Raw genomic sequence first — 15932 nt, 5'->3', positions numbered from 1 at the left:
GCCTCAGCCCCTCTTGATGCGCGGGTCGAGCCCGGTCTGGATCAGATCGACGCACAGGTTCAGCGTGACGAAGAACATGGCGAGCACCAGGATGGTGCCCTGCAGCACCGGCAGGTCGCGCTGGAAGATGGCGCTGTTCAGCAGCAGCCCGGTGCCGGGCCAGGAGAACACGGTCTCGACCAGGATGGAGCCGCCCATCAGGTAGCCCAGCTGCAGGCCCATCACGGCCAGCACATTGGGGGCCGCGTTCTTGACCACATGCAGGAACACCCCCCAGCCGCCCAGGCCCTTGCCGCGCAGGGCGGTGACGAATTCCTGGTTCATGATCTCGGCCACGATGCCACGCACCGTGCGGGTCACGATGCCCATCGGGATGACGGCGAGCGTGATGGAGGGCAGCACCAGATGCTGCATGTGCTCCCAGTTCCAGGCCCAGTCCTCGCTGCCGCCGGGGCCGGCGCCCATGGCGGGCAGCATGTTCCACTGCACCGAGAACACCACGACCAGCACCATGCCCAGCCAGTAATGCGGCACGGACACGCCCGCCACCGCCGTGGTCACCGCCGCGCGGTCGATGATGGAGCCGCGGAAGGTGCCCGCCAGCCCGCCGAGGATCGTGCCCATGATGAAGCCGAGGCCGGAGGCGAAGGCGGCCAGCATCAACGTGTTGCCGATGGCCGAGCGCAGGTCGTCCCACACCGGGCGGCCCGTCGCGAGCGAGCGGCCGAGATCGCCCTGCACCACCTTGGACAGCCAGATCGCGAACTGCACCGCCAGCGGCTTGTCGAGGCCGTAGTCACGCCGCACCTGCTCCACCACATCGGCGGGGGCATCGGCGGGGACGATGGCGTTGATCGGGTCACCAGGGGCGATCTGCACCAGCATGAAGCAGACGAAGCCCACCGCCAGCGCGATGGGGATGGCATAGAGCACCCGGCGGAGCAGGTAGAAGAACATGGCGCACTCCAGAAACCGCCCCCCGCAGGGGGCCAGCCAATCTCGCGCGCGGGCCGTGGCCGGGGCAACGCCGTTGGCGGGGCGCATCGGCTGGCGCAGACTGCGCCTGCCCAGCACCGATGCAGGACTGCCCGCCCATGAAGCTACTGGTCATCAACGGGAACACGGATGAGGCGATCACGGCGCTGATCCTGCGCCATGCCGAATCAGCCCTGGAACGCTTTGCCCGGCCGGCCACGCTGGTGGGGGCCACGGCGCGTTTCGGGGCGCGCTACATCGCCTCCCGCGCGGCTTCGGCCATCGCGGGCCATGCCGTGCTGGACGCGATGGCGGAAAAGCTGACGGCCGATACCGATGCCGTGGTGATCGCCTGTTTCGGGGACCCCGCGCTGGAAGCCGCGCGGGAGGTCAGCCCGGTGCCGGTCACGGGCATGGCCGATGCGTCGCTGCTGCTGGCCTTCCGCCAGGCGGAGCGCGTGGCGCTGATCACGGGGGGCGCGGCCTGGGTGCCGATGCTGGAGGAATTCGCCCTGGTGCGGGGCTATGGGCCCGACCGGGTCTCGGTAAGGGCCGTCGCCCCGACGGGGGGCATGATCGCGGCCGACCCGGACGGCGCCATCGCCCTGCTGGCCGAGGCCGCGCGCCAGGCCGCGGCCGATGGCGCGGGGGCGGTGGTGCTGGGCGGCGCGGGTCTCGCGGGGCTCGCGCCGCGCGTCTCCGCCGCCAGCGGGGTGAATGTGCTGGACAGCCTGGACTGCGCCCTGCTCGCGGCCTTCGAGGCGACGGCCGCGCCCGACCCGAAGCCCGTGCCCACCATGGGGCTTTCCGCGCCGCTGGCCGCCCTGCTGGGTTGACCCGCGCCGCCCGGCAGCGCATCGCGGAGGCAAGACCGACCGAGGAAGCCTCCATGGAACAGCCCATCCTGATCACCCGCGACGGCCCGGTGATGCACATCACCCTGAACCGCCCGCACCGGCGCAATGCGCTGTCCCTGGCGCTGGTGGCCGAGCTGGACCGCGCCATGGAGGAGCTGGAATCGAGCGACACCTTCCGCGTCGTGGTGCTGCGCGGCGCGGGCGGGCATTTCTGCGCGGGGCTTGATCTGGTGGAGGTCGCGGAGGACCAGCTCTCGGCCGAGCAGCGGCTGGAGGCGCAGCTGCGCCGCAACGCCGATATGGGCGCGCGCCTGCTGCGCCTCGCCTCCTTGCCGCAGGTGGTGGTCGCCCGCATCCAGGGCAGCGCCTTCGCGGGCGGGCTCGGCTTCAATTGCGCGGCCGACATCGCCATCGCCGATGCCTCCGCGAAGTTCTGCGCGCCCGAGGTGCTGCGCGGGCTGGTGGCGGCCCAGATCCTGCCCTGGATCACCCGGCGCGTCGGCCGCAGCCAGGCCCAGCGGCTGGTGCTGCAGGCCCAGGTGCTGGACGCCCAGGCGGCCGCGAAGATCGGCCTGGTGCATGAGGTGTTCGCGGATGAGGCCGCGCTGGATGCCGGGCTCGACGCCATCCTGAAGGACCTGCGGCGCGGCTCCCCGCAGGCGATGGCCGAGACCAAGAAACTGCTGGCGGCACTCGGCGAGATCTCGCCCGCGGGCTATGCCGCCGCCGGCGCCCAGGCCTTCGCCCGCTGCGCCGTGGGCGATGCGGTGGAAGGCATCGCGGCCTTCCGGGAGAGGCGGAAGCCCGGCTGGGAAAGCTAAGGCGGCAGCACCGTCTGCATTTCCGCCAGCAGCAGCCTCAATGACCGGCTCATCCGGCCGATGGCTGCCTCCAGCCCGTCCAGCATGGCGCCGCGCGCGTTGAGGTCGGCGGTGGAATAGACCCCGCCCTCGCCCACCAGCAGCGCCGTGCGGCGGTCCGGGTTCTCGAACCCGCCCTCGCCCAGCAGGCCCGCGCCGCGCCACTGCTCCACCACCTGGTCCAGCACCGAGGCCCCTTCGGTGTCGTGGCGCAGCAGATAGCGCCAGACCACGGCCGGCAGCATGGTCGACTGTTCCGGACGTTCCCGGATCTCACGCAGGATGTTGCGGCTGGTCATCAGCCGGCCGCGTGATTCGCCCAGCAGCTGCGCGACGCCCGAGGACGCCTCGCCCAGGCCGCCCGCGATGCCGACGGCCGAGGCCGCGGTGGGCGCGGCCGCCAGGGAAAGCCCGCCGGTCGCGACCGCGGTGAAGGCGCCGATGCCGATGCTGGCGATGGTCAGGCGGCGGCTGGCCCGGCTTTCCCGTGCCTCCAGCAGGGAACGCAGCTGGTCGCCGCGCTCATCCTCGCAATCCAGCAGGGCCATCGCCTCCTGCACGTCCAGGGAGGCCGCGACGATGCGCTCCACCACCATCTGGCGCATGCGCAGCCGCTGCAGGGGCGGCCCATCGCCCACGATCAGGCCCGACAGCTGCGGGGCGATGCCGATCAGCACCGCCATGCGCTGCGCCCGCGCGGAAAAGCCCGGCAGCGGCGCGGGCACGGGCTCACCCAGCGCGGCCCCCACCGTCTCGGCCGATGGCATGCAGAAGCCCTCGGAGATGATGCGCGCGCCCGAGACCTCGGGGGTGGCGCAGCCGGCCATCAGGGCCAGCGCCAACAGGGGCAGGACGGGCCTGGGGAAGCGTGTCATTCCGGCGATGAAGCACAGGCCGGGCGTGGCGGCTATGGGCGGCGGCCACCTTCCGTCAGCGCCGCGATCCGGGACGCGCAGCGCCACAACACGTCCAGCGGGCCCGGTGCCTCCGGGTCTCCGAAGCCGCCGGTCAGGCTCGCGATGCTCAGCGCGCCCAGGAGCGCGCCCCTGGCAGAGAGGATGGGCACGCCGAGCCCCGCCAGGCCGATCACGAAATCATCCCGCGCGAAATCCCAGCCGCGCGTCCTGATCCGCTCCGCCTGGCGGCGCAGCAGCCCGGGGTCGGTCTCGGCGGCCGGGGTGCGGCTGGCCAGCGGGGCCGCCAGCACCCGCTCGCGCTCCCGCGCCGGCAGATGGGCCAGCAGCACGCGCGGGCCCGCCCCCGAGTTCAGCGCGGCCCGGCCGCCCACCGCGAACCAGGCGACCTCGATGTCGGGCAGCTTCACGCGCACGCTGTCCAGGCACAGCGCCATGCCGTCGTCGAAGGTCCAGAGAAAGCTGGTGGCACCCGTCTCGGCGGCCAGTTCCCGCAGCACGCCGGCACCCGCGGCCCGCAGGTCGCTGCCGAGCGGCACGGCGGCGGCCAGGCTCAGCACCCGGCCGGCCAGGGCGTAGGTGCCGGCCGCGCCGTCATGCGTGACCAGCCGGTTCAGCAGCAGCGTCTGCAGCAGGCGGCGCGTGGTGCCCTTGTCCAGCGCGGCGGCGCGCGACAGCTCCGTCAGCGTCAGGGCCGGCCGCTCGGGCGTGAAGGCGGCCAGGATGGCGATGCCCCGATCCAGCGCCCGGACCAGCGGCACGCCGGCGCTGAGTTCGTTTTGTGTCATCAGATGATACTATCATATCATTTGTTGACTCCACCAGCGCCTGTCGTACCGTCCCTCCACCCTGGAAGGACACCCCCCGATGCCCGTGAACCCCGCGATCGCTGCCCTGGCCCCCGAGATGACGGCCTGGCGCCGAGACTTCCACGCCCATCCCGAGATCGGCTTCCAGGAACACCGCACCAGCGGCATCGTGGCCGAGAAGCTGCGCGAATGGGGGCTGGAGGTGCATACCGGCATCGGCCGCACCGGCGTGGTGGGCGTGCTGCGCGGCAAGCATGACGGGCCGCGCGGCAACCGCAGCATCGGCTTTCGTGCGGACATGGATGCCCTGCCCATGCCCGAGACCAGCGACATCCCCCATCGCAGCGTGAATGAAGGCGTGATGCACGCCTGCGGCCATGACGGCCACACCGCCACCCTGCTGGGCGCGGCCCGGCACCTGGCCGAGACGCGGGACTTCGCCGGCACGATCAACTTCATCTTCCAGCCCGCCGAGGAAGGGCTGACCGGCGCGCTGGCGATGGTGGAGGACGGGCTGTTCCGCCGCTTTCCCTGCGATGCCGTCTATGGGCTGCACAACCTGCCGGAGCTGCCGCTGGGCACGGTCGCGATCCGGCCGGGCACGGTGCTGGCGGCGGTGGATTATTTCTCCATCACCCTGCGCGGGCGCAGCAGCCACGGCGCGCAGCCCCATCGCGGCATCGACCCGCTGCCGGGCGCCACGCAGCTGTACATGGCGCTGCAATCCCTGGTCAGCCGCCGGGTGGACCCGCACGGCACGGCGGTGATCAGCGTGGGCCAGTTCCACGCCGGCACCTCGGACATCGTGATCCCGGAGACGGTGGAGCTGCGCGGCACCATCCGCACCCTGCTGCCCGAGATGCGAGAGCACATGGACAAGCTGTTCCACCAGGTGGTGGAAGGCACGGCCGCCGCCCATGGGCTGGGGCTGGAGCTTTCCTATCACCGCTCCTACCCCCCCACCATCAACACGCCTGAGCAGGCGGCGCTGGCCGCGGAAGCCGCCGCCGCCGTGGTGGGCCCGGCCGGCATCAAGGATGATTTTCCCTCGCTGACCGCCGGCGAGGACTTTGCCTATATGCTGCACAACGCCCCGGGCGCCTTCCTGCTGCTGGGCCAGGCGGGTGAGCAGAAGGGCAGCAACGTGCCGCTGCACAACGGCCATTACGACTTCAACGACGCGCTGCTGCCGATCGGCGCCGGCTGCTTCGCGGAGATCGCGCGGCGGGAGCTGTCGCCCGACTGACCGGCGGGCGGTGCTATAGTGCCGCCCATGCGCATTCTCACGATTCCCTCGGGCGTGCCCTTCCTGCCGGCGCTGGCCGCCGGCCTCAGGGAAAGGCTGCCCGCGCCCGAGGATCTGGCCCGCGCCACCATCCTGCTGCCCACGCGCCGCAGCGCCCGCGCCCTGCGCGCCGAATTCGCACCCGCCGAGGGCGGCGCCCTGCTGCTGCCGCGCCTGCGCGCGCTCGCTGGCCTGTCGACCGAGGACGCGGATGAGCTGGCCCTGCCTGCACTTCTGGAGCTGCCCCCTGCCGTGGAGCCCCTGCGCCGCCAGGGTGAGCTGGCCGCGCTGGTGCAGCGCCTGCCCCCCGCGCGCGGCGGCCCGGCCAGCCCGGAGCAGGCCTGGGGCCTGGCCGGCGAACTCGCCGCCTTGCTGGACGAGATCGCGCTGGAGGAAGCCGACCCCGAGCTGCTGCGCGACCCGCACGCCCTGCAACAGGCCTGGCTGGAACGGCTGGAAGGGCTGGTGGAGGGCGAACTCGCCGTCCATTGGCGCATCACCACCACATTCCTGCGCGGCGTGGTCGAGGCCTGGCAGGAATGGCTGGAGGACCAGCAGTTGCTGGACATCGGCGTGCGCCGCGTGCTGGCGCTGGCGACCCAGGCCGATGCCTGGCGCCTGCGCCCGCCCGAGGGGCTGGTGGTGGCCGCCGGCATCGGCGCGGGCGGCACCATCCCCGCCGCCGCCCGACTGCTGAAGGTGATCGCGGAGGAGTTGCCCCAGGGCTTCGTGGTGCTGCATGCGGAAGACCCCGCCACCGCCGAACTGCCCGCCGACGCGCTGGACACCGCGCCCACCCACCCCTTCCACGGCCAGCGCCGGCTGCTGCGCATGATGGGCGCGGGGCTGGGGCCCTTCCCGGACTGGCATGCGGGCGCGGCGCCCCTGCCGCGCATGGGCCTGCTGGGCCAGGCGCTGTGCCCGCCCGCCGCCCTGCCCGCCTGGCAGTCCCGCCGCCCGGATGAGCGCGCGCCCGCGCTGGAGGGCCTGTCCCGCCAGACCGCCCCCGATGCCGAGCACGAAGCCCGCGCCATCGCCCTGCTGCTGCGCGGCGCGCTGGAACAGCCGGGCGCCTCGGCCGCGCTGGTCACGCCCGACCGCGACCTGGCGCGCCGCACCGCCGCCGCCCTGGCGCGCCACGGCATCGAGGCCGAGGACAGCGCCGGCCAGCCGCTGCACCTCTCCGAAGCCGGGGTGTTCTTGCGCCTCGTCGCGGAGATGGTGCGCACGGGCTTCGCGCCGGTCGCGACGCTCTCGGCCCTGAAACACCCGCTGGCCGCCGGCAATATGGGCCGCGACGAATGGCTGCCCGCCGCCCGCGCCCTTGAGCTGGCGGCGATGCGCGGCCCGCGCCCCGGCCCCGGGCTGGAGGGGCTGCGCGCCGCGCTGGACCCGCGCGCGCCCGCCAATGCGCTGCAGATCATCGACGCACTCGCCTGCGCCATGGCGGGCTTCACCTCCCTGCCCTCCGCCCCCTCCCTGCCGCCCGCGCAGCTGCTGTCGGACCTGCTGGCGGCGGCGGAACGGCTGGCGAGCTCGGTGGAGCTGCCGGGCGGGCTCGCGCTCTATGCGGGTGAGGAAGGCGAGGCGCTGGCCAACCATCTGGCCGACATGCAGGTGGGCTTCGCGGCCCTGCCGCCCATCGCGCCCAACCGCTTTCCGCCGCTGTTCGAGGCGGCGCTGTCGCAGGGCGTGGCCCGCCGCCCGCGCAGCCGATCCGCGCATCCGCGCGTGGCGATCCTGGGCCTGCTGGAAGCCCGGCTGCTGCATTTCGACCGCGTGGTGCTGGGCGGCCTCGACGAGGCGATCTGGCCGCTGGCCACCGACCCCGGCCCCTGGATGGGCAGGCCCATGCGCGCGCAGTTCGGCCTGCCCTCGCCCGAGGCGCGGATCGGCCGCGTCGCCGCCGACTTCCTGCTGACGGCTGGCTCCGCGAAGGAGGTGGTGCTGTCGCGCGCCACGCGGCGCGGCGGCTCGCCCACCGTGCCGGCGCGCTGGCTGACCCGGCTGGAGACCTTCCTGGCCGGGCAGCGCAACGAGCATTGGCCGCAAGGCCTGTCGGTGCCCGAGAACCAGGCCGTCGCCTGGGCCGCGGCACTCGACCAGCCCACCGCCCCCATCACCCCAGCCCAACGCCCGCGCCCCGCGCCGCCCGCCGGGGAACGCCCGCGAAAACTCTCCGTCACCGATGCCGGGCTGCTGCTGGCCGATCCCTATTCCTTCTATGCCAAGCAGGTGCTGCGCCTGCGCCCGCTCGACCCGCTGGAGGCTGAGATCGGCCCCGCCGAGTATGGCGAGTTGGTGCACGACACCATGTCCCGCTTCCTGAACGGGCTGACCGCGAAATGGCCCGGCGAGGATTCGGCCCGCGCCATGTGGACCATCGCCGCGCGCGACGCGCTGGAAAAGGCGCAGCTGCGCCCCGCCGTCGCCGCCTTCTGGCGCCCGCGCCTGGCGCGCATCGGCGATTTCGTGCTGGAGCACGAGCCCGCCCACCGCGCCGAGCTCGGCGTGATCGGCACCCGCACCGAGGTGCCGGCCGAGGCCGTGCTGCATGGCGTGACCCTGCATGGCCGCGCCGACCGCGTGGACGAACTCTCGGACGGCCGCATGGCCATCCTCGACTACAAGACCGGCACCCTGCCGAGCGCGAAGGAAGTGGCCGACGGCACCGCGCCGCAGCTGCCGCTGGAGGCCGTACTGGCCGCCGAAGGCGGTTTTCGCGGCATGCCGGCGGCCGAGGCCGGGCATCTTCTCTATTGGCGGCTGACCGGCGGGCGGGAGGCCGGCGAGCAGCTGGCCCTGAAGAACGTGCCGGAACTGACCGAGAGCGCCCGCGCCGCGCTTCTGCACCTGGCCACCGATTACCTGGCCGGGGAGCGGCCCTTCACCGCGCGGCCGCATCCCGGGCGAACATCGCGAAACCAGGATTACGCGCATTTGGCGCGGGTCGCCGAATGGGATGCCGGGGCATGAACACCGCATTGACCCCCGCGCAGCGCGCCGAGGCCGAACAGTCCCGCGCCTCCGACCCGCTGGCCTCGGCCTGGGTCTCGGCCTCAGCCGGGTCGGGCAAGACCAAGCTGCTGACCGACCGGGTGCTTCGGCTGATGCTGGCGGGCACGCCCCCGGGGCGCATCCTGTGCCTGACCTTCACGAAGGCGGCTGCGGCGGAGATGGCGCAGCGGCTGAACAAGGCGCTGGGCGAATGGGCGGTGGCCGAGGACGCGACGCTGCGCCGCCTGCTGACGCGCCTGCTGGGCCAGCCGCCGAAAATCAGTGAGGAAGCACTGGCCCGCCGCCTGTTCGCCGAGGTGCTGGAACTGCCGGGCGGCATGCGGATTTCCACCATCCACGCCTTCTGCCAGTCGCTGCTGCGCGCCTTTCCGCTGGAGGCCGGGCTGCCGCCGCAATTCTCCGTGCTGGAGGACGCCGACGCCCAGGCCACCCTGACCGAGGCGCGGGAGGGCGTGCTCGCGCGCGGCTCCGCCCTGCTGGAGGGGCTGGCGGAGAAGATCTCGGCCGACCGTTTCGCCGGGCTGGTCAAGGACATGGCCGGCAGCGCCGCGCGGATCGACGAGGCGATCCAGGGCAGCGGGGGGCTGGCGCTGCTGCGGGCGGCGCTGGCCAATGCGCTGGGTGCCCCGGCGGACGGGGCGGCGGCGCTGGAGGCCGGCTGCATGGCCGGCGACAATGACGCGCTGGCCCGCGCAGCCGCCATGTTGCGCCTGTCGGGCAACGTCAATGACCGGGAACGCGGGGCGAAGCTGTCGCTGTGGCTGGCCGAGGAAGCCGCCGGGCGCGCCGCCGGTTTCGCGGGCTGGTGCGGCATCTTCCTGACCAATGAGGGCACCGTCCGCAAGACGCTGGCGACCAAGGGCGGCATGCCCGCCAGCTTCGCCGAGGTGCAGGACATCCTGGCGCGCGAGGGCGAGCGCATCCTGCGTCTGCGCCAGTCCCAGGTCGCGGCCGGCATGGTGGACAGCACGCTGGCGTTGCTGGGCCTGGCGGAACCCGTGCTCGCCGCCTACGCGGAGGCGAAATCCGCCCGCGCGCAGCTCGACTTCAATGATCTGATCGAGGCGACCGGCGCCCTGCTGCGCGACCCCGGCAGCGCCTGGGTGCTGTTCAAGCTGGACAGCGGCCTGGACCACATCCTGGTGGACGAGGCGCAGGACAGCAACCCCGCGCAATGGCGCATCGTGAAGGCGCTCTCGGCCGATTTCTTCTCCGGCGAGGGCGCCACCGAAACCCCGCGCAGCGTGTTCGCCGTGGGCGACGTGAAGCAGTCCATCTACGGCTTCCAGGGCGCCGACCCGACGGGCTTCTCGGACAGCAAGGGGCATTTTTCCGCCCGCGTGCTGGGCGCGGCCGGCCGGTTCGAGGACGTGCCGCTCGATGTCTCCTTCCGCTCCACCCCCGCCGTGCTGGGGCTGGTGGACGCCACCTTCGCCGGCCCCGCGCGGGATGGCGTGGTGGAGGCAGGCAACACCATGCGCCACATCCCGCACCGGGCGGGCGCGGCCGGGCTGGTGGAGCTGTGGCCGCTCCAGCTCGCGGCCAAATCCGGCCCGCCCGCCCCCTGGGCGGTGCCCGAGGAAACCGAGGCCGAGGCGCATGCCCAGGCGCGGCTGGCGGCGGCCATCGCGCGGCGCATCGCGCATATGCTGGCCCATGAGACCCTGCCGGCCCGTGCCGATGGCCCCGGCCAGCCCGAGGGCCGGCGCATCCGCCCCGACGACATCCTGATCCTGGTGCGCAGCCGCAATGCGCTGGCGCGCCTCATCATCCGAGAGCTGAAGCAGGCGCTGGTGCCGGTGGGCGGGCTCGACCGCATCGCGCTGACCGCGCAGATCGGCGTGATGGACGTGCTGGCGCTGCTGGACGTGCTGCTGATGCCGCGCGACGACCTGCAACTGGCGGCGCTGCTGAAATCCCCCCTGCCCCCGGTCAGCCTGACCGAGGAGGAGCTGTTCGCCCTGGCGCGCGGGCGCGACGCATCCCTGCATGCCCAGCTGATGGAACATCGTGGCCAGGGCACACGATACGCCCTGGCCGCCGACTGGATCGCCGGCTGGGCCGCCCGCGCGGACCGCGCCACGCCCCACGCCCTGCTGGCCGAACTGCTGGGTGCCGATGGCGGAAGGGCGCGTCTGCTGGCGCGCCTCGGCCCCGAGGCCGCGGAGGGGCTGGACGAGCTGCTCAATGCGGCCCTGACCCATGAGGGGCGGCACGCGCCCTCGTTGCAGGGCTTCCTGCACTGGCTGCGCCAGGGCGGCGCGGAGGTGAAGCGCGACGCCGAGCAGGCCCAGGGCCTGGTGCGGCTGATGACCGTGCATGGGGCCAAGGGGCTGCAGGCGCCCATCGTCATCCTGCCCGACACCGTCCGCCGCCCGCCCGCCGAAAGCGGGCTGCGCTGGCTGCCCGATGGCGAGCGCGAATTGCCGCTCTGGATCCCGGTGAAGGAGATGCCTCGCCCGGATGTGGTCGATGCGCTGTCCGACGCCGAGGCCCGGCAGAAGCAGCAGGAGGAGAACCGCCTGCTGTATGTCGCGCTGACCCGGGCCGAGGACCGGCTGCTGGTCTGCGGCTGGGCCGGCGAGAAGGGCGCGCGCGATGTGGACTGGTACAGCCAGATCGCCCAGGGCTTCTCAACGCTGGGCGCGGAGCCGATGGCCCTCGACCCCGATATGGTCGGCGCCGACGGCTTCGCGGGTGAGGGCGCGCGCTTCGCCACGCCCCAGACCGACCCGCCGCGCGAGGAACCCGCGCGCGAGGCCGCCCGCAGCGCCACCCTGCCCGGCTGGGCCGCGATCCCGGCGGAGCTGGAACGCCTGCCCGGCGCGCTCTCGCCCTCTGCCCTGCTGGATGAGGAAGCGGGCCCGCCCGCCGCCGCCCCGCATGCCCCTGGCGACCCGGCGGCGCGGCGCTTCCTGCGCGGGCGGCTGATCCATGCCCTGCTGCAGCATTTGCCCCTGCTGCCCCTGGCGGAGCGCGACCGGGCGGCCGAGCGCTTCCTGGCGCGCCCGGGCCACGCCATCTCGGCCGAGGAACAGGCGGCGATCGCGGCCGAAACACGCACCCTGCTGCATGATGCGCGCTTCGCCGCCGCCTTCGGCCCGGAGTCGCTGGCCGAGGCGCCCATCGCCGGGCGGATCGGCGGGCAGCTCTATGCCGGCCAGGTGGACCGGCTGCTGGTGGAGCCCGGCCGCGTGCTGCTGATCGACTACAAGACCAACCGCCCGCCGCCGGAGCTGGTGGAGGCGGTCTCGCCCGCCTATCTCAAGCAGATGGCGGCCTACAGGGCGCTGTTGCGGCTGGCCTTTCCGGGGCGTGTCGTCGAAACCGCCCTGCTCTGGACCTATGCCGCGCGGCTGATGCCGCTGCCGGACGGCCTGCTGGACATCCATGCGCCCGCAGCGTGACGGATACGCGGACCTTGACCTATTGAGGTTGCAGACCGACTTTCCACCCAAGCCGTTTCGAGGACCCCCGCCATGAGCGAACTGACCAAGCCTGTCACCGATGAAAGCTTCAAGCAGGATGTGCTGGGCGCGCCCGGCCCCGTGCTGGTGGATTTCTGGGCCGAATGGTGCGGCCCGTGCCGCATGGTCGCCCCGGTGCTGGACGAGATCGCCAAGGAATACGAAGGCAAGCTGACCATCGCCAAGGTGGACATCGACGAGAACCCGATGACGCCCAACGAATACGCGGTGCGCGGCATCCCGACCATGATCCTGTTCAAGGACGGCAAGCCGGTGGACACCAAGGTCGGCGCCATGCCCAAGGGGCAGATGAAGGCGTGGCTGGCCGGGCATCTGGGGTAAGTGCCGCCGGGGCTTTGCCCCGGAACCCACCAGGGGGCCCTGCCCCCTGCCAGGGCCGTAACGGCCCTGGACCCCGAGTAGTGGCAACCACAGCTTGGGAAGGTGTTTCTTGGCGCCCCGCCTGCGAAGGCCAGGCGCCAAATTTTTATGATCGACTGGCGGGGTCGCCAGGGGCAGCGCCCCTGGCTGCGGGCTGCGGGGGCAACGCCCCCTGTTACAGCCTTACCTTCAGGAACCGCCCGATCTCACCCACCACGCCGCGCCGGAACACCAGCACGCACAGCACGAAGATGATGCCCTGGATCACCGTCACCCAGGCGCCGTATTCGGCCAGGTAGTTCTGCATGGTGATGATGATGGCGGCCCCCGCCACCGGGCCGAACAGCGTGCCCAGCCCGCCGACGAGGGACATCAGCACCACCTCGCCCGACATGGTCCAGAACACGTCGGTCAGCGTCGCGATGCCGAAGACGAGGGCCTTGGTCGCGCCCGCCACACCCGACAGCGCGGCGGAGATCACGAAGGCCATCAGCTTGTAGTGCTCCGCGCGATAGCCGAGCGAGGTCGCGCGCGGCTCATTCTCGCGGATCGCGGTCATCACCTGCCCGAAGGGCGAGTGGATGACGCGGTGGATGAACAGGAAGCCCGCGACGAACACGCCCGCCACCAGCCAGTACATGGTGGTGTCCGCGGACAGGTCGATCATGCCGAACAGCCGCCCGCGCGGAATGGCCTGGATGCCGTCCTCGCCGCCCGTGAAGGGCGCCTGCACGCAGAAGAAGTAGACCATCTGCGCCATGGCCAGCGTGATCATCGCGAAGTAGATGCCCTGGCGCCGGATCGCGAGCCAGCCGATCACCCAGCCCAGCAGCATGCCGGCCAGGCCACCCATCAGGATGGAGGCCTCGGGCGTCAGCCCCCAGGCCTTGGCGGCGTGGCCCGCCAGATAGCCGCCCATGCCGAAATAGGCCGCATGGCCGAAGCTGAGCAGGCCGACATAGCCGATCAGCAGGTTGAAGGCGCAGGCGAACAGCGCGAAGCACAGCACCTTCATCAGGAAGATGGGATACAGGATGGCGGGCGCCACCAGGATGCCCACCAGCATGAGGCCGAGCGCGATGAGCTGCGGCTTGGTGAAACCCCAGAGCGCCTCGTTCTCGGCGGCCAGCGCCTCGAAGGAACCGGAAGCAGGTGCGGCCATCGCTCAGGCCCTCCCGAACAGGCCGGCGGGGCGGGCCAGCAGCACGATGGCCATGACCACGAAGATCACGGTGGAGGAGGCCTCGGGGTAGAACACCTTGGTCAGCCCTTCGATGACGCCGAGCCCGAAGCCGGTGACGACCGAGCCCAAGATGGAGCCCATGCCGCCGATCACGACCACGGCGAAGACGATGATGATCAAGTTGGAACCCATCTGCGGGTTCACGGAATAGATCGGCGCCGCCAGCACGCCGGCGAAGGCCGCGAGTGCCACGCCCGCGCCGTAGGTCAGCGTCATCATCCGCGGCACGTTGATGCCGAAGGCCTGGACCAGCGCCGGATTTTCCGTGGCTGCCCGCAGATAGCTGCCGATCTTGGTCTTCTCGATGACCAGCCAGGTGGCCAGGCACATCACGATCGCCACGATCACCACCCAGCCGCGATAGATGGGCATGAACATGAAGCCCAGATCCCAGGCGCCCGTCAGCTCGGCCGGAATGCGATAGGGCAGGCCCGAGCTGCCGAATTCGTTACGCGCCAGCCCCTCGATGATAAGGCCGAGCCCGAAGGTCAGCAGCAGGCCATAGAGGTGATCGAGCTTGTACAATCGCGCGATCATCAGGCGTTCGAGGATGATCCCGAACGCCCCCACGATCAGCGGCGCCAGGATCAGCGCCCCCCAGTACCCGATGCCCAGCCAGTTCAGCAGCATCCAGGCCACGAAGGCGCCCAGCATGAACTGGGCGCCATGGGTGAAGTTGATGACGTTGAGCATGCCGAAGATGACGGCCAGCCCCAGCGAGAGCAGCGCGTAGAAGGCCCCGTTGATGAGGCCCAGAAGCAACTGCCCGAACAGCAGCGGCGCGGGTATTCCGAATATCTCGTCCATGCCCTTCCCTCGATATTTCTTATGAGCGAACCAGCGGGCAGCCGCCCTGCGCCATCGGCCGGAAGGCCTCCTCGGCGGGGGTGGTGGCGGCCAGCTTGTAATAGTCCCAGGGTCCGCTGGATTCCCGGGGTGACTTCACCTCCCACAGATAGGTGGGATGGATCTTGCGGCCGTCGGGGCGGATCATGCCCGCGCCGAAGGCGTCATCGTCGGTCGGCATCGCCTTCATGCGCGCGACCGCATCGGTGCCGCTCGCCTTGGCGGCCGCGACACCCATATCGGCCACCGCCTTGAGGTAATGTAGCGTCACGGCATAGCAGCCGGCCTGGATCTGCGTGGGCGGCCAGCCATTGGACAGGCGCGGCCGCACGCGGGTGGTGAAGGCGCGGGTGCGGTCGTTGGCGTTCCAGTAGAAGGGTTCGGTCAGCACCAGCCCCTGCGCCGTGTCGAGGCCGAGCGTGTGGACCTCGGCCATCGACAGCAGCAGCCCCGCGATCTTCATCCGGCTGGTCAGCCCGAACTCGCGCGCCTGCTTGATGGTGTTCAGCGTGTCGGTGCCGGCATTGCACAGGCCCAGCACCTTCGCGCGGCTGGCCTGGGCCTGCACCATGAAGGAGGAGAAATCGGTCGTCGCCGGAAACGGATAGCGCACGGAACCCGCGACGCGGCCGCCGGCGGCCTCGATGAAGCTGGTGGCGTCGCGCTGCAGCGCGTGGCCGAAGGCATAGTCCGCCGTGATGAAGAACCAGCTGTCCCCGCCCGAGCGCGTCAGCGCGCCGCCGGTCGATTTCGCCAGCATGTAGGTGTCATAGGTCCAATGGACCGTGTTGGGCGAACAGGCGGGCCCGGTCAGGTCGCTGGTCGCGGCGCCCGAGTTCAGGAAGACCTTGTTCTTCTCGCGCGCGATCTGGTTGATCGCGAGCGCCACCGAGGAGGTGGGCACATCCACGATCGCGTCCACGCCCTGGTCGAACCATTGCCGCGCGATGTTGGCGCCCACATCCGGGCGGTTCTGGTGGTCCGCGCGCAGGACCTCGACATTCAGGCCCCTGCCCTGGAACTCGGCCACCGCCTGCTCCGTGCAGGACACGCTGCCGGGCCCGGTCGGGTCGCGGTAGGTGCCTGAAATGTCGGTGAGCACGCCAATGCGCAGCGTGTTGGCCTGCGCGCGCGCCATGGGGATGGCCGGCAGCGCCGCGAGTGCGGCACCGCCCGTCAGCAATGTTCTACGCTCCGTCAGCATGGTGGTTTCCTCCGTTCCCAGATGCGGGGGTTGATCCCCCTTATGTTCCGGAGGGCGCCGCCTTCTGTGGGCG

Annotated in this window: 12 protein-coding genes; 6 read left to right on the top strand and 6 right to left on the bottom strand. The window is 71.7% G+C overall.

The features are described from left to right. Positions 1 to 3: 3 nt before the first annotated feature. Positions 4 to 957, bottom strand: coding sequence for an ABC transporter permease (locus EOD42_RS24895; protein ID WP_127790315.1), 954 nt, complete (start codon positions 955 to 957; stop codon positions 4 to 6). Between the two features lie 137 nt (positions 958 to 1094). Here EOD42_RS24895 and EOD42_RS24890 point away from each other — a divergent pair, with 137 nt between their 5' ends. Then, complete coding sequence (locus tag EOD42_RS24890) at positions 1095 to 1811, top strand: aspartate/glutamate racemase family protein (RefSeq protein ID WP_127790314.1); 717 nt, start codon at positions 1095 to 1097, stop codon at positions 1809 to 1811. A gap of 53 nt (positions 1812 to 1864) precedes the next feature. Further along, the gene (locus tag EOD42_RS24885; protein WP_127790313.1) at positions 1865 to 2653 is read left to right on the top strand and encodes an enoyl-CoA hydratase/isomerase family protein; all 789 of its coding nucleotides are present in this window, start codon (positions 1865 to 1867) and stop codon (positions 2651 to 2653) included. On the opposite strand, the gene EOD42_RS24880 is transcribed toward EOD42_RS24885, so the two are convergent. Continuing rightward, positions 2650 to 3567, bottom strand: coding sequence for a hypothetical protein (locus EOD42_RS24880; protein WP_127790312.1), 918 nt, complete (start codon positions 3565 to 3567; stop codon positions 2650 to 2652). The genes EOD42_RS24885 and EOD42_RS24880 overlap by 4 nt on opposite strands. Before the next feature lie 32 nt (positions 3568 to 3599). Further along, complete coding sequence (locus tag EOD42_RS24875; protein WP_127790311.1) at positions 3600 to 4394, bottom strand: IclR family transcriptional regulator; 795 nt, start codon at positions 4392 to 4394, stop codon at positions 3600 to 3602. Positions 4395 to 4473: 79 nt separating this feature from the next. On the opposite strand from EOD42_RS24875, the gene EOD42_RS24870 reads away from it, so the two are divergent. The 4 genes from EOD42_RS24870 to trxA all read left to right on the top strand — a co-directional run bounded on the left by EOD42_RS24870 (position 4474) and on the right by trxA (position 12527). Next, positions 4474 to 5661, top strand: a complete 1188-nt coding sequence (locus tag EOD42_RS24870; RefSeq protein ID WP_127790310.1) for a M20 aminoacylase family protein — start codon at positions 4474 to 4476, stop codon at positions 5659 to 5661. Positions 5662 to 5688: 27 nt separating this feature from the next. Then, positions 5689 to 8676, top strand: a complete 2988-nt coding sequence (addB, locus tag EOD42_RS24865; RefSeq protein WP_127790309.1) for a double-strand break repair protein AddB — start codon at positions 5689 to 5691, stop codon at positions 8674 to 8676. After that, positions 8673 to 12125 carry a double-strand break repair helicase AddA gene (gene addA / locus EOD42_RS24860; protein ID WP_127790308.1) on the top strand — a complete coding sequence of 1151 codons (3453 nt, stop codon included), beginning with the start codon at positions 8673 to 8675 and terminating at the stop codon, positions 12123 to 12125. The genes addB and addA overlap by 4 nt, the downstream gene beginning before the upstream one ends. 72 nt (positions 12126 to 12197) lie before the next feature. Next, on the top strand, positions 12198 to 12527 hold the full coding sequence (trxA, locus tag EOD42_RS24855) for a thioredoxin TrxA (protein WP_127790307.1): 330 nt from the start codon (positions 12198 to 12200) through the stop codon (positions 12525 to 12527). A gap of 214 nt (positions 12528 to 12741) precedes the next feature. Here trxA and EOD42_RS24850 read toward each other — a convergent pair whose 3' ends face one another. The 3 genes from EOD42_RS24850 to EOD42_RS24840 are packed head-to-tail and all read right to left on the bottom strand — an operon-like array spanning position 12742 to position 15859. Further along, positions 12742 to 13728: a branched-chain amino acid ABC transporter permease gene (locus EOD42_RS24850; RefSeq protein WP_127790306.1), complete on the bottom strand. Its 987-nt coding sequence runs from the start codon at positions 13726 to 13728 to the stop codon at positions 12742 to 12744. 3 nt (positions 13729 to 13731) lie between these two features. Further along, positions 13732 to 14616 (bottom strand): branched-chain amino acid ABC transporter permease, encoded by an 885-nt coding sequence (locus EOD42_RS24845; protein WP_127790305.1) that lies wholly within the window; start codon positions 14614 to 14616, stop codon positions 13732 to 13734. A gap of 19 nt (positions 14617 to 14635) precedes the next feature. Further along, complete coding sequence (locus EOD42_RS24840) at positions 14636 to 15859, bottom strand: ABC transporter substrate-binding protein (protein WP_127790304.1); 1224 nt, start codon at positions 15857 to 15859, stop codon at positions 14636 to 14638. Positions 15860 to 15932: the final 73 nt, after the last annotated feature.

Source organism: Rhodovarius crocodyli, from assembly GCF_004005855.1.
GTDB classification, from domain to species: Bacteria; Pseudomonadota; Alphaproteobacteria; order Acetobacterales; family Acetobacteraceae; genus Rhodovarius; species Rhodovarius crocodyli.
Note: the sequence above shows the minus strand (reverse complement) of the source record. Positions and strands in the feature narration are given on the sequence as shown.